Below are 18383 nucleotides of genomic sequence, written 5' to 3'. Positions count from 1 at the left end.
ATCACAGAAGGACGGCGAATTTGTCGATTGTGTGAGTGTGCATCATGTTTTATCGTCGCGACTCAGGTTCATGCCGCATGAGACGGCTTGAAAGCGTGAGGGAATCGGCAAATCGCGAGGCACGGATGTTGGCAGGATTCATGGCGGGGCACGTGTGGGGCATGGTCATGATCGCTATCGTGGGGACGGCGGCGGGGGCGGTCAGCGGGGTGGTCGGTACGGGATCGTCGATGATGCTGTTGCCGGTACTGGTGTACACGTACGGCCCGAAACAGGCGGTGCCGATCATGGCCGTCGCAGCCATCGTCGGCAATCTCTCGAAAGTGGTGGCGTGGTGGCGCGAGATCGACTGGCGGGCCGTGCTGGCCTATGCGGTGCCGGGGGCGCCTGCGGCCGCCCTCGGCGCGAAAACGCTCTGGAGCCTCCCGTCGACCGCCGTCGATATTGCGCTGGGGGTGTTCTTCGTCGCCATGGTGCCGACCCGGCACTTTCTTCGACGCCATCAATTTCGTCTGTCGCTCTGGCAACTGGCGGCGGTGGGCGCAGTGATCGGCTTCCTGACCGGTATCGTGCTGTCGACGGGGCCGCTCAGCGTTCCTGCATTCGCCGCGTACGGCCTGTCGGGCGGCGCGTTCCTCGGCGCGGAGTCGGCCAGTTCCGTCTTCATCTACGTGGCCAAGGTGTTGATGTTCTCGGGGCTGGGTGCGCTGCCGCCCGAAGCCTGGGCCAATGGTCTGATCGTCGGCATGACGCTGATGCTGGGCACGATGCTCGGCAAGCGCTTCGTCCTCGGCATGTCGCCGACCGTCTTCCAGCGCTTGCTCGATACGATGCTGGTCGTCTCCGGTGGCGTAATGCTGAGCGCGGCGTGGCGTTGAGTCGCGTGTGGGCGCATCCGTCGTCCCGGTGACCTCCGGGCATCAGGCAGGCATCGCGCCTGCCTCATCGAGCAGCCAGTCCGAGAACGTGCGAATCGGTCCCTGACGCAATTCGAGCGGTTCGGGCAGCACGAGGCAGAAGTTCTTCGCCACGGCGCTGTCCTGCGGCCACGGTGTGACCAAACGGCCTTGTTCAAGCTCGGCCCCGACGTATAGACGCGGCACCAGCGCCACGCCCAGACCCGCCAATGCCGCTTCGATCAGCATCGAGTGAAGGTCGTACCGGGCACCTACGGCGGAGTTGGTCAGCGTAATGCCGGTGCCCTGCGCGTAGTGCTGCCAGGCGTCGGGATTCTGACGACGATGCAGACGCGGCAGATCGTCCAGCGATGCGCCTTCCCCCGCGCGGGCCAGCAACGACGGACTGCACACCGGAATCAGCACTTCCTCCAGCAGACGATGCACGTGCATCCCGGCCCAGGCCGGATGCTCGAAATGGATCGCTGCGTCGAACCCGCTGCCTGCCAGTAGGAACGGTTGCATGCATTCCGAAAGGTGGACCGTGATATTCGGATGCCGCTCCTGAAAACCCGCCAGGCGGGGGATGAGCCAGCGCGTGGCGAAGGTCGGTGTCGCCGCGATATCGAGACTCGCGCCCTCGGACGGTTGCCCCATCAGATACAGGCTGTCGCGCTCCAGTCGGTCCAACGTTTCGCGCACCTGCGCGGCATATCGCGCGCCGTTCGGCAGCAACCGCACCCGGTTGCCGATGCGCTCGAACAACGTCACTCCCAGAAATTCCTCCAGCCGTGCGATCTGACGACTGACGGCGCCTTCGGTGCGAGCTAACTCATCGGCCGCACGCGCGAAGCTCCCATGCCGGGCGGCGGCCTCGAAGGCGAGTAGGGCGGAATGGCTCGGGATCTTGCGTCGCATCTTGTTCGCTCGATATAAAGGCAATGGCCGTCAGCTTGATTAAATATCACTGAAGACTGACCGGAAATCGTTATGGACGTCGAAAATGCGAGATTAGCATTACGTTCATGCAATGAAAACGCACGATTCACGTGCGAACGCTCAATCTCCCGGAACGACGAGACATCATGATCTACACCGTCGAATGCACCTTCGCCGACCCTGCGAGCGAAGCCGAATGGAACGACTTCTACAGTCGCGAAAAACTGCCCGCCCTCATTTCGGTGACGGGTTTTCAATCGTCGCAACGATTCAGGGCGGTCACCGCGGGATGCCCCGTCTATCTCGCGATCCACACGGTCGACGGGCTGGACGTGCTGACCGGCGAAGAATATCGCCAGAAGGGCGGCGGCAACTTTGCGCGGTGGCAGCAGCACATCACGGACTGGCACCGAAATCTGTACAGCGACATCGGGCTGGCACCTGCCGTGCACGCGGGTGAGCGTCTGGCGCTCTGTGCGAGCGGACCCGAGCCGCTGGTCGATATGGGGCTTAAGCCGCTCGCCATGCGAGCGGTGGCGTTGGAGAAGGTTCCGGCACGCCGCTGGCTTGCCGTGGTGTCCGCCAACGATGCCGTGCGTCTCGCCGAGCCGCCGCCAGGCGTACATCTCTACGCCCCGATGGGCGAACAACTGACCCGCAGCGAGACGCCGCGCTGAGGCGCGCCGAATCCCGGCGTGCGCCACTACCCGTTCAGGAGCCACAAGATGTCTTTTTCTCACTTCCCGCGCCAGCGGATCGGCGATTTCACCGTGATCGCCATCAGCGACGGCTATCTCACGGCGAGTTTCGACTTCCTGTCGAACATCGACGCCACCGACGCCGACAACATCCAGCGTGCTGCCGGCGAGTCCAATCCATCGGCCGTCCACATCAACTGCTATGTGGTGCAAGGCGGAGGACGCACCGTCCTCATCGACAGCGGGGCGGGTGGCATCAAGCAGTGGGGCGGCCATTTGAACGCGAACCTTCGGCATGCGGGAGTTGCACCGGAAGCCATCGATACGGTGCTGCTCACACATGCGCATCCGGATCACGTGGGCGGATTGATGACCTCAAGCGGGCAGCGTGCATTTCCGAACGCCGAGCTTGCGGTCAACAAGAGCGAGCTTGCGTTCTGGCAGGACGATGCCAATCTGGCGCGCGCCAGCGAAAGAGCGCAGGGCAACTTCCGGATCGCCCGCGGTGTTTTCGATGCCTACCGCGAACAACTGCGCACCTTCGGTGCGGGCGAGGTCCTGCCCGGGGTTCGAGCGCTGTCGTTGCCCGGACACACGGAGGGACACACGGGTTTTCTCGTCGAATCGCGCGACGCGGGGCTGCTCGTCTGGGGCGATATCGTGCACTTCCCGCACATCCAGATCCAGCGGCCCGAGGTCACGATTGCGTTCGATCAGGATGCCTCGCTTGCAGCGGCGACCCGGTCGCGGTTGCTCGATAGCGTCAGCGCGGACGGCGTGCTGATCGCAGGGATGCATCTGGGCGAGGCTGGCTTCGCGAGGATTCGCCGCTCGAAGGGCGAGTACGGTCTCGCGTACGAGACCGATGCGTAATGGGTGCGGGTAAGTAGCAGGTAAGCAGCGGGTAAGTGCCCGGTGAGCGCGACGTCAGGCTCGCGCCATCTTCGCTGCGACGAGGTTTGCCGCCAACCCGAGCGTCATGGCGACGCCCCCCACGACGAACAGCAGCGAGTAGTTGCCGGACGTCGCCGCGAAGAGGAACGACAGCCCGTAGGCGGCGCCTGCCTGAAAGGTGGCGAAGCTTGTCGTCGCGGTACTCCACGCACCTTTTTGCGAGGCAGGATGATGCGCGAGGAGTTCGTTCACCCGGCCGAGAACGAGCGGCACGATACCCGGCGTGAATGCCCCCATCACCATGCTGGAGACGATCAGAGCGGGCAGCCCGAGGCCAAGCACCGGCAGGATCACGGCAAACATCTGTGAGACATACGCGACGCGCAACGCACGCGCAAAGCCAATGCGATCGGCGAGGTGGCCCACGAAGAGCGGTCCGACGATGGCCCCCAGTCCGTACAGCACCCAGTAGTTGGCCCCCGCATCGAGACCTTTGCCCAGACCGCGCGCCACGTAATCGACGAGGAAGATCATGTGCGGCACCAGAGCGACGGCGTTCAGTGCGTATTCGATGTAGAGCGAGCGCAACGTGAGGGGGACGGCGGGGCGGTGTTTCGGATGCGCAGGCGTCGCTGCCGTCGCAGGTGCACTCGCGGGCCAGCCGTGCCATGCGACGGTCGTGAGGACCAGCGACAACACGCCGAGCCCGATCCACGTTTGCGCGAGGCCCTGACGCAGCAACAGCGGCACGAGCGTGCCCGATGCGGCGATTCCCAACCCAAGGCCTGCGAAGATGGCGCCGCTCACAATGCCGCGTCGCGACGGGGTAACGTGCGCCAGCACCGAAGGGGCAGCAATCACCATCAACACCCCGCCCGCGAAGCCGGAGACGAAACGCCATGCGAAGAACCACAGGAACGAGAGCGGCCACGCACAGGCGAAGAACGCCGCGACGACCAGCAGCATCATCACGCGCAGGATCGTCACGTTCGACGCATGACGCGACAACACGCGCGCGCCCAGCGCACCGGCGAGGTAGCCGCCAAGGTTCGCGGCACCCAGATAAGCCGCCGTCGAAGGCGCAAACCAGTGTGCGCCGATGATCGCGGGGAGCAGCGCGGTGTAGGCGAAGCGGGCGAAGCCGATACCGATGAGGCTTGCGCAAGCGGCGCAAAGTGTGGCGCGCCAGGCGTTGAAAGGGGCGGTCGAGGTGCCGCCGAGGACTGCATTGGACATGAGGACTCCGGGGGACGCTGCGTCGCGTCGCGCATCGAACGGCGCAGCGCGCAAAGGCGATGGAGTCAGTTTAGGCGGCGACCGCGCGCCGGAGAACGGCTGTGCGTCGGAAGTCATTCTTCCGCGCGGCGTACGAATCGAGGCGCCCCTCGACCCTCTTTCGACGGCTTGTCCTGGCCGGTCGCCCGTTAGGGCGTGCCTGCCGCAAGCTTGTGCGCGCGCGAGAAGTGCTTGCGCAGACGCGGCACCGCGAAGTCCACGAACGCGCGTACTTTTGGCACGGCCAGCCGTCCCTGAGGCGTGATGACGTGCACCGGCATCGGCGGATGTTCATAGTTCTGAAGCACGATCTTCAGCGCCCCGTGCTCCAGTTCGTCGACGATGTGATACGAGAGCATGCGCGCCACGCCGTGCCCGGCCACGACCGATGCAATGGCGGCCCGGATCGAGTTGACGATCAGACGCGGCGTGAACTGGACGATCTGCGGTACGGTGCTGCGCCCCGTCGGCGGGAAACGCCACGAGTCGACGCCGAAGTACGTCATGGAAACGATGCGATGTTTCGACGGGTCGGCGGGCGTCTCGATGGGCGGGTGCGAGGCCAGATAGTCGGGGGACGCGGCGATGATGCGTCGCACTTCGCCGACTTGGGTCGCCACCAGCGACGAGTCGGGCAGGTGTGCCACGCGTACCGCCACATCGACGCCTTCGTCGATCAGGTTCACCGGCAGGTCGCTCATTTGCAGACGCACCACAACGTCCGGGTAGCGCTCGATGAACGCTTCGGCGATCTCGCGCATGAACGTCTCTCCAGCGGCGAGCGACATGGAGACGGTCAGTTGCCCGCGGGGTGCAGACCGCTCACCGGCGGCGATGACGTCGGCTTCATCGAGGTCGAGCAGAATGCGTCGGCAGGCGGCCGCATAGCGCTCGCCGGCGGCGCTGAGCTTGAGCGTGCGCGTGGTGCGATGGAGCAGCGCGGTGCCGGTGCGCGTCTCCAGATAGGCGATGGCGCGGCTCACGGCGGCGGCCGAGCGTCCGAGACGCCGGGCTGCTCCGGCGAGGCTGCCTTCGTCGACGGTGGCGACGAAGACCTTCATGGCGTCGATTCGGTCCATGAGCTGTAGATGAGGGCGAAGACGGCCAAGCGTACCCGAAACCCCCGAAACGGGCCAATGCGGCGACAATGGCGTGCGGATTTCCCGCCGGAGCCAGACACCATGCTGACGGTTCATCACCTGCACAACTCCCGCTCGCAACGCGTGCTGTGGATGCTCGAAGAACTTGGGCTTGCGTACGATCTGCAACGCCACGAACGCGATCCGAAGACCATGCCCGCGACGCCTACCGGCGCGCGCTGACGCGCGGCGGTCCTTACGAACTGCTAAGCTGATCGCCCGACTGCGCCAGACCACACATCCGCCAAACGCTATGAAAAATCCGATTGCTTCGTTGCTCGCCACCGCCGCCGTCTGCCTTGTCGCAACGGCGTCCGTTCATGCCGCAGAAGGCATGGCGCCGTTGCCCGGCTCGGCGATTTCAGCGGCCGCCACAGAAGGACTGGGCGCTTCGGGCAGCACGCCCCCCGCCGTGCCTGCGTCGCAACTGGCCGCGAACAAGCAGGCCGTGCTGGCCTTCTATGACGCGGGGTTGAATCGCAAGGACTTCGCCGCTGCGCGTCAGTATCTGGGCGACAAGTACATTCAGCACAACCCGAATGCGCCCGACGGTGTCGAGGGTTTCGGCAAGTTCGTCGACTTCCTGCGCAAGAACCAGCCGGACTCGCATAGCGACATCGTGCGCGCGTTCGCGGAAGGTGACTTCGTCATTCTGCATGTCCGCAAGGTGCCGCATCCCGGCGATCTGCCGATTGCCATCGTCGACATCTTCCGTCTCGAGAAGGGGAAGATCGTCGAGCATTGGGACGTCTCGCAACAAACTCCCGCGAAGACCGTCAGCGGCAACTCGATGTTCTGATTACCCGGCTAACGACACGCCCACGCGCGCCCGCATCAGTCGGGCGCGACGCCGGAGAACAGACGTTTGCAGTGTTCGAGGTACGCGGCTTCGTGTTCGCTCGTGAGCTGAACCACGCTGTTCCACAGCCAGACCGGCGTGTCGATGGTCTTCGATCGGTTGCGTTGCAGGTCGGCGAGCCACGCGCGGCAGGTGACGTCGTCCATTTGCCGGGCATGCGCGTGCCCGACGACACCTCCGAGGTACTGCGCTACTTCGGCGGCGTCGTGCTGCGTGAGGGTGTCGATTTCAAGCTTCAGGTCCTGCGGCAGCAACTCTCGAATCACGACGGAGCGGTCCATCAGACGCGCTGCGCGCATGCGCTCGCCAAGCGACGGCGAAAGATGCCGCGCGCCGGTGACGACACGTTCGGCGTTGTCGCGCGGCATGCGAACGCCCGCATAGCGAGGCGCTGCCGCCTTCACGCCTTCTTTCAGGTCCATGAGGCAGAGGTCGTCGCCCTGCACGACGCCACCGTCCACGTCGAGCAAAACGGCGTAGCGCAGACGCCCGAGCGAACTGCATCCCTTCACCCAGTAGGCGGCGTCGAGCACTTCGACAGCGCCGTCGTTCGGCCGTCCACGTAATGACGTGGCCAGACGCGCGATGTTGTCGAGTTGAAACAACGTGTCGATCTGCTTTTGCTCCGTCGCGCTGAGCGGCCAGAAGCGTCTGCCCAGTGGAATCTTCGGACGGATGTCCTCGATGCGCTCCAGTGCCAGGTGCTTCCATGAGCGTTTGACTGCGCGTCGCATGATCAGGTCGACGATCTCAGGGCGCTGGTCCTGTGCCTTGCCGTTGTGCGAGTTGCTGCGTCCCTTGCCGTTCTTCGTGCTGCGCGATTTGCTGCCTTGCCGATCGTCCTTGCCATCGCCGCGATCGAACGCCGCCATATAGCCATGCGTGAGCGCTTCGAGCATGTGGATGATGGTCAGCCCTGAGAGCGCCGAGCCGCGCGCGGCGCTGGCTAGCGAGAGGGCGAGGCGGATGAGGTCATGGACGGGGTTGCCGATGACGGTCTGGTCGAGATCGCGGATCAATACGTCGACATGACCGTGTGCGTCCGCGAGCGGGCCGAGATTGCCAGTGTGACAGTCGCCGCAAATCCAGATGGCAGGGCCTTGCGGCAGATTGACGTCGGCCTCGTCCAGCCATTCGTAGAATCGTGCGGTGCTGCCTCGCACATAAGCATGAGGCGATCGCGCCATCTTGCGCTCGCGTTCACGGGTGAGTCGGTCCAATCGGGCCTTTGGGGTGGCCCACTGCTTTTTTTTGGTTCATTGAGCATTACCGGGGAAGGCGGCGCGGATTTTGAGGAAGAAGTATTCCTGGTCTCGGTAGCCGTAGGCGCGCCGCTTAATGACCTTGATAGTGTTGTTAATGCCCTCAACGATGCTGGTGTTTAGACGATGTCGGCATCTGGCCAGGATGCCATGCAGATAGCCTTTCAGACGCTGAGCGAAGGTGTTCAAGGGGGCTATTCCGCTTTGCTCGGCCTGCTCGCACCAGTGGTGCCAGGCTTGTTTTGCCCAGGCAGGTCTTCGGTAGAACCAGAGCCGCTTGAGTTCGTCCCTCAGGACATAGACCGTCAGCAGCGGCTGGTTGGCTTGCAGCAATTCGTCGAGCCGGACGGCCTGCTGCCGGTCTAGCTTGTCGCGGTTGCGCAATAACAGCCAGCGGCTCGATTTGATGACCCGGCGCGCGGGACGGTCCTGGCGCAGTTGGTTGGCCTGATCCACGCGCACCCGATCAATGACCTCTCGTCCGTACTTGGCCACGACATGGAACAAGTCATAGACGATCTCCGCCCGTGGGCAGTGGGCCTGGATTTCTAACTCGTAGGCCGTAGTCATGTCGATGGCTACGGCCTTGATGCGTTGGGCGACCCCACGCGGCAATTGCTCGAAGAACGCCCGAGCCGTCTCGCGTGAGCGTCCTGGGCCGATCCACAGCACCTGCCTGCTGATCGGATCGACGACTACCGTCGCGTACCGATGCCCTTTATGCAGGGCGAACTCGTCCATCGCTAAATACTCGATCCTGGACCAATCCGGTTCGCGCACTGACGCTCGGAGCCGGGCCTTGTCCAGCGTCTTGACGGTATGCCAACCCAGCTCGAAGAACCTCGCCACCGCCTGCACGTTGCTCGATTGCAGCAATTGGCTGCAGGCCGCCGCAAGCCGATCCGTCACCCGCTGGTAGCGACCCAGCCAAGTAAGCCGCTCCAGGCGCGGGCCACCGCATTGCTCACACAACAAGCGCCGGCGTGGAACATGAAGAACAACCCGGTACTCAAATAACGGCAGATCTCGCACCCGGCGCACCGTGGTCTCATGGACCTGGCGACATCGTGCGCCGCACTGCTCGCACAGCATCACCTTGGCGGTTGGCTTCAAATAGATCGACAGCGTGCGCCCTGTGCCCTCGGGCCACTCCACGCGTTCGACGGCATAGCCCTGCCAGCCTCCCAGCGACTCCAGCAGCTTGCGATCCAGCATCTCCACGCACTCCTGATGGCAAATTCCTGCCATCAAGAGTACGAAAACTTGTCAAATCCCTCCACGCTATTGCGCGATGAACCTTTTTTTTGCCAGTCTTGACGCGCTTGCCGTTCGCCATTCGACGCTCCCTGAGGGCGCGCCGCGCCAGCCACGCATGTGGCCGGACGCGATGCAATGCACCCAGTGTCGGGCAAACGTTGCGTCAATGGCAAGCGACGAGCTTTCTGACGACGTCGGCAAGCGAGGTCGTGCCGCGTCGCGGCGTGCCTTCGAACGTCATCCAGCCCTCGTTGAAGCCGTCGAGCATTTGCATGCGCGGCGTGGGGTGACGCATGCCTTGTGCGCGGAATCGCGCTTCCCATTCGTCGCGCGCAATGACTTGCGGGACGACAGCGCGCCCGAGTGCGTGGCCCAGCGTCTTTGCCAACAGATCAGGCGAGACGAGTTCCGGCCCGCACAATTCGACAACGCGTTTGCCCTCCCACGGTTCGCGCAGCAGGTGGGCGGCGGTTGTGCCGACGTCGGCGGTGGCGACCATCGGGATCGCCCGGTCCAGCGGCGACAGATAGCTCTCCAGCACGCCGTCCGTGCGGGCACGTGCCACGTCCCACGCCGCGTTCTCCATGAACCATGCCGCGCGCAGAAACGTCACCGGCAGGTCGAGTGCGCCGAGGTGCTGTTCCAGCAGCGAGAGTTGCGACAGCAGGCTGGGCTGGGTGGCCTGCGCACCGACGGTCGACAGGCAGACCACGCGTGCCGGACGGGCGGCCTGCAGCGCTTTGACAATCCCCGCGATGTTGGCGCGCGACTCGACGAAGTCGGGTGACGGATCGAAGTGCGGCGGCAACAGTACGAACACGCCTTGCGCACCGGTGAAGGCGCGGGTGAGGGCGTCGGCATCGGCCACATCGGCGACGGCGACGTCGCAGCCACGGGCTTGCCATCCTGCGCCCTTAGCAGCGCTACGTACCACGGCGCGCACCGCGTCGCCCTGATCGAGCAGCGTTTGGGCGACGACTGCGCCGACTTGTCCGGTAATTCCAGTAATGGCGTACATCTCGAATCCTTGAACAGATCGCGGTCCCTACCGCGCTGGTCGCTATTCTCGGCAGATGTCATGCATTTCGCGATAACATCAATGTCATTTGATTCATGCTAATTTGGCATTTGATGCCGGGGAGGGCGACATGGCCGGTTTCGATGAACGCATGCTTAACGGCATGAGCGTGTTCGTAGCGATTGTGGAAGCGGGCAGCTTCGCGGCGGCGGGCGAGCGGCTGGATATGTCGCAACCGGGCGTGAGTCGTGCCGTGTCGCGGTTGGAGGGGCGGCTCGGCATCCGGCTTTTCGACCGGACGACGCGTGTGGTGTCGCTCACGGACGAAGGACGTCGCTTCTACGCGCAGGTCACGCCGTTGCTCGCCGGGCTGGAAGACGCTGCAGCGACTGCATCGGGCGGCGCCACGGCCGTGCGCGGTCGTCTGCGGGTGAACATCGATCCCTTTTTCTCGCGTCTGATTCTCGGGCCGAGTCTTGAAGCGTTTCTCGCGCAATATCCCGCGTTGCATCTGGAACTGATCACGCGCGACAGTCTGGGCGACATGATTGCCGACGGCTTCGATCTGGCGGTGCGCTTCGGCGTGCCGCCCGACTCGACGCTTGTCGCGCGAAAACTGCTCGACACACCGATCCTGACGGTCGCCGCACCGGCCTATCTGAAGCGCTGCGGGCGGCCGCTCAAACCGGAGGAACTGGCGTCGGACGCGCACACCTGCATCGAGTTTCGCGATCCGCGCACGGGACGTCCGTTCCCGTGGGAGTTTCATCGCAAGCGCAAGCGGCTTGTGGTGCCGACGAACGGGCGGCTCGTCGTGAACGATGCAGGCACGCTGCTCAGCGCCTGTCTGGCCGGTTACGGGGTCGCCCAGGTGATGGGCTTCGGCACCGAAGGCTGGCGCGAGAGCGGCCAACTCGTCGATCTGTTTCCGGACTGGCCCGACGAGCGGTTTCCGCTCTACGTCTATCATCCGTCTCGCCATCATCCGCCCGCCAAGACGCGGGCGTTTCTCGACTTTGTGACGTCGCTCACGGCGAAGACATGAGCAGGGCCGGTGAGCGTCCCGCTCGCAACGCCCCATGAAGCGGGGGCGTTTTGGCGGAGAGAAGGCTCGCGCACGGCTTGGGCGTGCCAGATCGATGGCCCTTTGACGGGACTAGGTCTCCGAGCTCAGCGCGGGGCGTTCCACAGATCGTCGACGGCACGGATGGCGAGCAGATACCCGTTGGCGCCCGCGCCGCATATCACCGCCGTCGCCGCGACCGAAACCGTCGAATGGCGATACTCCTCCGAGCGTCGATGAATGTTGGTGATATGCAGCTCCACCACCGGCCGCGCCAGCAGCTTGACGGCGTCCAGCACGGGAATCCGTCCGAACGAAAAACCGGCGGGATTTAGGATCAGCGCTGCGTCCTGAAGGAACGCTTCCTGAATCCATTCGACCAGTTCGCGCTCGCTGTTGGTTTGACGGAACACGCAGTCGAATTCGAGCGTCGCGGCCAGCTTCAAACAGTTCTGTTCGATGTCCGCCAGAGTGGTGGTGCCGTAAAGCTGCGGCTCTCGCAAACCCAGCATGTTCAGGTTCGCGCCGTTGAGGATGTAGAGTTTTCGGGTCATGGCGTCAGTGAGTGGATGATCGGTCCAGGGGCGTGCCCTTCGTTTCGGGCGAAATGGCGATCATCAGGAAGGAGAGCAGGTTCAGCGAGCCGCATACCGCCACGATGGCCCAGGGCGAACCCTGAAAGGCACCCAGCAACGCCACGGCGACGATGGGCATCGGGCCGCCCGTCAGCAGATTGGCCCCCGAGTACGACAGGGCAGACCCCGTGTAACGGGCTTCGGTCGGGAAGGACTCCGCGAACCACACGGGCTGAATGCCGCTCTGGAACTGCGTGAAGCCGAGGAACGCGCCCATCATGGCCATCGTCAGCGCCAGCGAGTTCTGACCCAGGATCGGGAAGTAGATCAGGCAGCAGACCAGCGTACAGAACGAACCGAGCAGCAGCGCGCGCTTGCGTCCGATCCGGTCGCTCAGATAGCCGCCCGCCAGCGCACCCACGATCGCGCAGACGTTCGCCACCATCAACAGCATGAACCCCGTTTGCTTGGGCACGCCGAGCTGTTTGGTGAGGTAACTGAGCGAGAACACCACGATCAGATAGAACAGCGCGGCGGGACCGCAGAAGAACAGCGTCAGACGAAGGGCTGTGCGCCAGTGGTATTTGAAGACGATGCCGAGCGGGTTCGATACGCGCGCGCGTTGCCCGTCCTTCTTGAGCGCTTCGAACGCGGGTGTCTCACTGACCTTGCGGCGAATGTAGATCCCTAGCAGCACGAGCACGAAGCTGGCGAGGAACGGCACGCGCCATCCCCACGATTCGAAGGCGTCCGGCGAGAGCAGACCGGCCAGCGCGAAGAGCGAGAAGTTGGCGAGGATCTGGCTCAGCGGCGAGCAGATGCCCAGCAAGCCGGAATACCACCCGCGCCGCTCGGCACTCGCGTGTTCTACGGCCATGAGTTGCGCACCGGTCGACTCGCCGCCCAGGGCGAAGCCCTGAATGATGCGCAGCGTGACGAGCAGCGTCGGCGCAATGATGCCGACTTGCGCATAAGTCGGCAGCAGCCCCATCAGAAACGACGAAATGCCCATCACCGACACGGTAATCAGCATCAGCTTGCGACGTCCCCATCGGTCGCCGAGCATGCCGCAGATCACCGCGCCGAGCGGGCGTGCGGCCAGTCCGGCCCAGAAGCTCGCAAGCGACGCGAGCAGCGACGCCGTCGGATCGAGCGACGGGAAAAACAGCTTGGGAAAGATCGTGGCCGCGACCACACCGTAGAGCGCGAAGTCGAACCATTCGAGCGCGGTGCCGACCGTCGCGCCCGCGACCGCCCGACGCGCCATCAATTGGGCCTGCGTGGATTGTGCTTCCACGTTCAGGTCCGAATCCACCAAAGTTGACATGTTGTCTCCTGAGTTCTCGATATATTGAAACGTTCGTTTCTGGCGACGAACAAGTGCTATTGTTTGCGCGCACCGAAAAGGTCGTTCCAGACCGGAACTCCATTCCACATTATGGGATATAGCGTCGAATGTCTCTGAAAAACGGGCTAAGAATTCTCGATCTGCTGGCGTCGGAAGGAGAGGGCGCGGGCCTTGTCGCGATCGCCGAAGCGCTGTCGCTGCCGCGCAGCACTTGCCACCGCGTGCTGACCGAACTGGTCGAGAGCGGGTACGTCAGGCAATTGGTCGATCACGGCCGCTACATCCTCACGATGCGCATGACGTCGAACGGACTCGAATTCCTGAGTCTGACGGGTATTGCGGACATCGCGCAGCCGATCATCGAACGTCTCGCCGCGCAGACGGCCGGACTGGTGCGTCTGTCGCTGGTCGACTGCGACGCCATTATCTGGGTGGGCCGAGCCGATGGTCAGCGAACGGGCTTTCGCTACGACCCGGACATGGGGCATGCTGCACAACTCTCCTGCACGTCGACGGGCCATGCGTGGCTCATGACGATGACCGACGAACAGGCGGCGTCGCTCGTGCTCAAGCAAGGCTTCGGACAGGCGAACGAGTTCGGCCCGAACGCGCCGACGACGCTCAAGGCATTGCTGGGTTTTCTGCATGCGGCGCGCGTGCGCGGTTACGCAATGATCGACGAAGTCTTCGCACCCCGCATGGCGGCGGTGGCCGTGCCTGTCGTGAGCGGCTCGCGTTGTGTGGGCGTTATCAGTCTCGCAGGGCCGCGCGTGCGGCTCACGGCGAAGAAGATCCACGAATTCTCCGTGCCGATGCGCGAAGCCGCCAACGAGCTGGCGCAACTGAGCAATATGGCGGGCTTTCCGAGCCGTCCGCCGTTGGGCAAAGGCTAAGCGCTCACGCTGATGCGCCGTGAACGGGAATCGCGGCGATAATCGCGGGCTACCCAATGGAGCATCAGATGGACAAGCGTAATCAACGCGATGCATCGCACGCGGAACCGGACGCGGTGAGCGTGAACATCCCGAGCGATTTCAGCAGAATCGACGTGCCTGCGCGTCTCAAGGCACAGTTGTTGTTCATGCGCGAAGTGGATGCGCTCAAAGAGACCTGGCGCAATACGCTGCTGATTACCGGCAAGCGTTTCGAGAACGATGCCGAGCACAGTTGGGAAATGGCGCTGATGGCGACGGTGCTGGCCGAGTATGCGCCGCAGGGCACCCGGATTCCCCGCGTCATGCTCATGTTGCTGATCCACGATCTGGTCGAGATCGATGCGGGCGATACCTATGCTTACGACGCCGTAGCCGCGCAGGACCAGCACGAGCGCGAGCAGGCGGCGGCCGAGCGCATCTTCAATCTGTTGCCCACGGATCAGGCGAAATCGTACCGCGCGCTTTGGGAGGAGTTCGAAGCGCGCGAGACAGTCGATGCCAGGTTCGCGCGTGCGATGGACCGGCTTCAGCCGCTGCTTCACAGCTATCACACGCACGGTCGCGTCTGGGGCGAGCGCTCGATCAAAGCGTCGCAGGTGCGCAAGCTGATGCATGTGATCGGCGACGCATCCCCCGCGCTCGGGGAACTGGCCGACCAGATGATCGCCGACGCCATCGAGCGTGGCTTCCTCGAAGACAACTGACCTGACGCGCAGGTTTTAGCGGCAGATGTCCGCAATCTGCTCACGTAACCATCGGTGCGCGGGGTCGACGTCGCGTCGCGCGTGCCATACGGCCTGAAACAGGAACGGCGGGATCGCAAACGGCGCGGCGAAGCGTCGCAACTGCCGGTCGTGACGCAGATGCGCGACGGCCGTTTGCGCGACCGTCAGAATCAAATCCGTCCCCGCAACCAACTCCGGGGCGATGCTCCAGTGGGGCAGCGTGACGGCCACGTGCCGCGTGTGTCCCAACTCCACCAGCGCCTGATCGATCTCGTTATCCGCCCCCGGACGCATCGCGACCAGCACATGCGGGCGCGCCAGCCATGCCGCCATCGTCAGACCGCCGCGCGCAGGCAGCGTGGTGCGATCCGCCAGACAGACGAACGTTTCCTCGAACAGCGTCTGCGTCTCCAATTCCCCCGGAAATTCGTGAAACACCCCCAACGCCAGATCGATTTCACCGTCGAGGAGCTGGGTGAGCATCGCTTCGCGGCTCGCTTGCGTGGCCGCAAGGTCGATGCCGGGGGCTAGCTCTCGCACGCGTCGCGTGAGCTTGGGCAGCGAGACGCGCGAGCCGTAATCCGACAGCGCAATACGAAAGGTCCGCTTCGCCCGGCGGGGATCGAACGCCGGTGCGTGCAGCAACCCTTGCAACTGATCGAGAGCGTCTTCGAGCGGACGTTGCAGTTCCTGCGCACGCGACGTCAGAGCGAGGCTGCCGTCGCGCCGCACCAGCAGCGGGTCGTCGAAGATGCCGCGCAGTTGCGCGAGCGCATGGCTCACTGCGGGCTGGCTGCGATGCAGCCGCAGCGCGGCACGCGACACATGGCGCTCCGCGAGCAAGGCATGCAGCGTCAGCAACAGATTGAGGTCGATTCGACGCAGATCATCCATATGACGAATAGTTTATGTGACGAATTCGAATTTCCATTATTGAAATGGATGATTCATGCTGAAGGCAAGCGATATTTACGAACAGAGAGGTCACCCTATGAATGCGTCAATGACACCCCAAATCTCCGCGACAGTCCTGTTGCCGCTCGTCATCGCCATGCTGGCCGGGGCCGTCGTTCCATTTCAGGCAGGCAGTAACGCGGCGCTCGGGCGCGCTCTGGGTCATCCTCTGTGGGCCACGGTGGCGTCGTTGCTCGTGAGTCTCATCGTTGTGCTGCCCGTGCTGATCGGAATGCGCGCGGGAGTGCCGGACATCGGCGCGGCCGCGCGCGGGCCGTGGTGGCTGTGGATCGGCGGCGTTGCGGGCGTGGCTTACATCACAGCGGCGCTGGTGCTCACGCCGCGTCTGGGGGCGGCGAACTTCATCGTCTGTGTGGTGGCAGGGCAGGTCGTCGCGTCGCTGATCATCGATCACTTCGGACTGATGGGACTCGCCGCCAAGCCCGTCAATCTCGCGCGTATTGCCGGAGTGGCGCTCATTGTCCTGGGCATGGTCGTCGTGCAGTGGGGAACACGCCCCGCATCGGTCGGGACAGTCGCTGCGAAGTCCGTCGTCTCGTGAGGGGAAACGCCATCGCATCGTCGTCACCCGTTCGGCATTGCGTTCAACATCGATGTAATCAGGGGGCTTGATATATCTGGCGCATACGCAATCAGCGTGGTCGGAATCCCATTTCGATGCATGTTTCCACCGGTGGAGCGCCATGCCTGGCGGGCGTTTGCGGGGCATCGCGCGAATTTGTCGCAGCAAGGCTCAAGTTTCGTCAAAAGCACTCGTTAAGTCTCGTCAGAGGTACCGAAAGCGGTACGGAGAGAGACAGTGACCTGCCGCGCATGCTGGCGGCGGGGCGAAACCAAGACCCCCAGGACCAATCGCGCAACCACCGATGTTCAAGAATCTGAGTATCAGCAAACGGCTCGCCGCCGCATTTTCCCTCAACGTTCTCATGCTGTTGGTCGTGGCGGTCGTCGCCGTGACGAAGATGGCGACGATGGACGCGAACACGCAGCTCATCGTGTCCGACCTGAACAACAAGATTCTCGAGTTCCATAACCTGAAGGATCGCGCCGCCCATGTGGCCGTGCTGCTGCGCGACATCGCGATGTCCGAAGACGCTTCGCAGCTCGATACGCGTCTGGCGAAGATCGACGAGTTGCTTCAGGCGAACAAGAAGGGCATCGACGGCATGGCGACGATGTTCTACACGGAGAAGGGTAAGGCGCTCTATCAGACGCTCACGCAGGCCAGCACGGAGTACGGCAAGCAACTCGATGTGTTCAGAACACTCGTGCATAACGGCGACTACGCCGGTGCCAAGGCGCAGCTGCTGGGCAGTCTCCAGAAGGCCCAAGTGGCGTTCTTCTCGCCGCTCGACGACCTGATGGGCGTCGGCAAGGCCGTGAGCGCGAAGGAAGCCGCCGATGCGAACGACGCGTATCTGTCCGCTCGCGTGTGGTTGTTCGCGACGTTGTTGCTGTCGGTGACGTTGTCCGTGGTGGCGGGAGTGGCGATTGCGCGTTCGGTGACGCGTCCGGTGCGCGCCGTCTCCGACGGCGCTTCAGCACTCGCCAACGGCGATCTGACGCATCGCGTGCACGTGGAAAGCCGCGATGAAATCGGCGAGATGGCCAATGCGCTCGACACGGCCATCGCACAACTGAGCCATCTGGTGCGCAACATTCAGGGTGCATCGGGCGCTATCGATACCGCCGCGCGTGAGATCGCGCAGGGCAACACGGATCTGTCGCAGCGCACGGAAGAGCAAGCCGCGTCGCTTGAGGAGACGGCGGCGTCGATGGAGGAACTGACGTCGACCGTGCGTCAGAACGTCGAGCACGCCGTCGAGGCGAAGCGTCTGTCGCAAGAGGCGTCGGGCGTGGCCGATGCCCGGGCGCACAGTGTGCGTGCCGTCGTAGAGACGATGCAGGCGATGGCCAGCGCCTCGGCACGTATGAGCGAGATGATCACCGCCATCGAAGGCATTGCTTTCCAGACCAACATTCTTGCACTCAATGCCGCCGTGGAAGCCGCGCGCGCGGGCGAGCAAGGCCGTGGGTTCGCTGTCGTGGCGGGTGAAGTGCGCACGCTGGCGCAGCGCTCGGCAGGCACTGCCAAGGACATTCGGGAGCTGATCGCGGCGTCTGTTCAGCAGGTGCAGGACGGCTCGTCGCGCGTGGAAGTCGCCGGTCGTACCATGGATCAGATCGTCGTGTCCGTGCGTCGCGTGAGTGAACTCATCACCGAAATCGCAGCGGCGAGCGACGAGCAGGCACGCGGCATCGAACAGGTCAATCAGGCCGTCGCACAGATGGATCAGGTCACGCAACAGAACGCCGCGCTCGTCGAAGAAGCTGCGGCGGCGGCCGAGCATATGCGACAACAGGCCGCCGACCTCGTGAGCGAGACGTCGAAGTTCCGCGTGGACAGCGGTGTCGGCGCGCACGGTGACTTTGCACATCATCCGGTGTCCATGACACCGAGGCTCGCCGCCCCCGACGACAGGCATTTGCGCGTCGTCGCCTGACGACGCGCGCACTGCCATCGG

18 protein-coding genes and 1 pseudogene are annotated in these 18383 nt (G+C 63.8%); 10 read left to right on the top strand and 9 right to left on the bottom strand.

The features are described 5' to 3' along the window. The first annotated feature begins 125 nt into the window (after nucleotides 1-125). Nucleotides 126-878: a sulfite exporter TauE/SafE family protein gene (locus tag MB84_RS13195; protein ID WP_245725361.1), complete on the top strand. Its 753-nt coding sequence runs from the start codon at nucleotides 126-128 to the stop codon at nucleotides 876-878. 42 nt (nucleotides 879-920) lie between these two features. On the opposite strand, the gene MB84_RS13190 is transcribed toward MB84_RS13195, so the two are convergent. After that, on the bottom strand, nucleotides 921-1814 hold the full coding sequence (locus tag MB84_RS13190; RefSeq protein ID WP_046292108.1) for a LysR substrate-binding domain-containing protein: 894 nt from the start codon (nucleotides 1812-1814) through the stop codon (nucleotides 921-923). A gap of 167 nt (nucleotides 1815-1981) precedes the next feature. On the opposite strand from MB84_RS13190, the gene MB84_RS13185 reads away from it, so the two are divergent. Continuing rightward, complete coding sequence (locus MB84_RS13185) at nucleotides 1982-2512, top strand: hypothetical protein (RefSeq protein ID WP_046292107.1); 531 nt, start codon at nucleotides 1982-1984, stop codon at nucleotides 2510-2512. A 48-nt stretch (nucleotides 2513-2560) separates the two neighbouring features. Beyond that, nucleotides 2561-3406 (top strand): MBL fold metallo-hydrolase, encoded by an 846-nt coding sequence (locus MB84_RS13180; RefSeq protein WP_046292106.1) that lies wholly within the window; start codon nucleotides 2561-2563, stop codon nucleotides 3404-3406. Between the two features lie 54 nt (nucleotides 3407-3460). Here the strand turns inward: MB84_RS13180 and MB84_RS13175 are convergent, their stop codons facing one another. Together MB84_RS13175 and MB84_RS13170 are read right to left on the bottom strand one after the other, a co-directional pair. Then, nucleotides 3461-4663, bottom strand: coding sequence for a YbfB/YjiJ family MFS transporter (locus tag MB84_RS13175; protein WP_046292105.1), 1203 nt, complete (start codon nucleotides 4661-4663; stop codon nucleotides 3461-3463). Nucleotides 4664-4851: 188 nt separating this feature from the next. Further along, a complete protein-coding gene (locus MB84_RS13170; RefSeq protein ID WP_046292104.1) occupies nucleotides 4852-5781 on the bottom strand; it encodes a LysR family transcriptional regulator in 930 nt (309 codons plus the stop codon). A gap of 102 nt (nucleotides 5782-5883) precedes the next feature. Here MB84_RS13170 and MB84_RS28985 point away from each other — a divergent pair. Both MB84_RS28985 and MB84_RS13165 read left to right on the top strand, forming a co-directional pair. Beyond that, nucleotides 5884-6009, top strand: a pseudogene (locus tag MB84_RS28985) (thioredoxin domain-containing protein); the annotation flags it as partial. A 166-nt stretch (nucleotides 6010-6175) separates the two neighbouring features. Beyond that, on the top strand, nucleotides 6176-6640 hold the full coding sequence (locus MB84_RS13165; RefSeq protein ID WP_046293772.1) for a nuclear transport factor 2 family protein: 465 nt from the start codon (nucleotides 6176-6178) through the stop codon (nucleotides 6638-6640). A 35-nt stretch (nucleotides 6641-6675) separates the two neighbouring features. Here MB84_RS13165 and MB84_RS13160 read toward each other — a convergent pair whose 3' ends face one another. The 3 genes from MB84_RS13160 to MB84_RS13150 form a co-directional block, all read right to left on the bottom strand. Continuing rightward, nucleotides 6676-7887: a DUF2252 family protein gene (locus tag MB84_RS13160; protein WP_065225848.1), complete on the bottom strand. Its 1212-nt coding sequence runs from the start codon at nucleotides 7885-7887 to the stop codon at nucleotides 6676-6678. Between the two features lie 69 nt (nucleotides 7888-7956). After that, the gene (locus MB84_RS13155) at nucleotides 7957-9177 is read right to left on the bottom strand and encodes an ISL3 family transposase (protein ID WP_046289972.1); all 1221 of its coding nucleotides are present in this window, start codon (nucleotides 9175-9177) and stop codon (nucleotides 7957-7959) included. 205 nt (nucleotides 9178-9382) lie between these two features. After that, nucleotides 9383-10237, bottom strand: a complete 855-nt coding sequence (locus MB84_RS13150) for an NAD(P)H-binding protein (protein ID WP_046292101.1) — start codon at nucleotides 10235-10237, stop codon at nucleotides 9383-9385. 130 nt (nucleotides 10238-10367) lie between these two features. Here MB84_RS13150 and MB84_RS13145 point away from each other — a divergent pair, with 130 nt between their 5' ends. Further along, complete coding sequence (locus MB84_RS13145) at nucleotides 10368-11282, top strand: LysR family transcriptional regulator (protein ID WP_046292100.1); 915 nt, start codon at nucleotides 10368-10370, stop codon at nucleotides 11280-11282. A gap of 125 nt (nucleotides 11283-11407) precedes the next feature. Here MB84_RS13145 and MB84_RS13140 read toward each other — a convergent pair whose 3' ends face one another. After that, nucleotides 11408-11854: a type II 3-dehydroquinate dehydratase gene (locus tag MB84_RS13140; protein WP_046292099.1), complete on the bottom strand. Its 447-nt coding sequence runs from the start codon at nucleotides 11852-11854 to the stop codon at nucleotides 11408-11410. A 4-nt stretch (nucleotides 11855-11858) separates the two neighbouring features. Continuing rightward, complete coding sequence (locus tag MB84_RS13135; protein ID WP_425415864.1) at nucleotides 11859-13202, bottom strand: MFS transporter; 1344 nt, start codon at nucleotides 13200-13202, stop codon at nucleotides 11859-11861. Nucleotides 13203-13330: 128 nt separating this feature from the next. Here MB84_RS13135 and MB84_RS13130 point away from each other — a divergent pair, with 128 nt between their 5' ends. Together MB84_RS13130 and MB84_RS13125 are read left to right on the top strand one after the other, a co-directional pair. Further along, the gene (locus MB84_RS13130) at nucleotides 13331-14116 is read left to right on the top strand and encodes an IclR family transcriptional regulator (RefSeq protein ID WP_046292098.1); all 786 of its coding nucleotides are present in this window, start codon (nucleotides 13331-13333) and stop codon (nucleotides 14114-14116) included. A 68-nt stretch (nucleotides 14117-14184) separates the two neighbouring features. Beyond that, nucleotides 14185-14862 (top strand): HD domain-containing protein, encoded by a 678-nt coding sequence (locus MB84_RS13125; protein WP_084010039.1) that lies wholly within the window; start codon nucleotides 14185-14187, stop codon nucleotides 14860-14862. A 15-nt stretch (nucleotides 14863-14877) separates the two neighbouring features. Here MB84_RS13125 and MB84_RS13120 read toward each other — a convergent pair whose 3' ends face one another. Further along, nucleotides 14878-15777: a LysR family transcriptional regulator gene (locus MB84_RS13120; protein WP_046292097.1), complete on the bottom strand. Its 900-nt coding sequence runs from the start codon at nucleotides 15775-15777 to the stop codon at nucleotides 14878-14880. A gap of 109 nt (nucleotides 15778-15886) precedes the next feature. On the opposite strand from MB84_RS13120, the gene MB84_RS13115 reads away from it, so the two are divergent. Together MB84_RS13115 and MB84_RS31450 are read left to right on the top strand one after the other, a co-directional pair. After that, complete coding sequence (locus tag MB84_RS13115; protein ID WP_046292096.1) at nucleotides 15887-16399, top strand: DMT family transporter; 513 nt, start codon at nucleotides 15887-15889, stop codon at nucleotides 16397-16399. Between the two features lie 325 nt (nucleotides 16400-16724). Next, nucleotides 16725-18362 (top strand): methyl-accepting chemotaxis protein, encoded by a 1638-nt coding sequence (locus MB84_RS31450; protein WP_046292095.1) that lies wholly within the window; start codon nucleotides 16725-16727, stop codon nucleotides 18360-18362. Nucleotides 18363-18383 lie beyond the last annotated feature (21 nt).

It is taken from the genome of Pandoraea oxalativorans (genome assembly GCF_000972785.3).
Lineage (GTDB): Bacteria > Pseudomonadota > Gammaproteobacteria > Burkholderiales > Burkholderiaceae > Pandoraea > Pandoraea oxalativorans.
The sequence above is the reverse complement of the archived record's forward strand: the minus strand, read 5'-3'. Positions and strand labels throughout refer to the sequence as shown.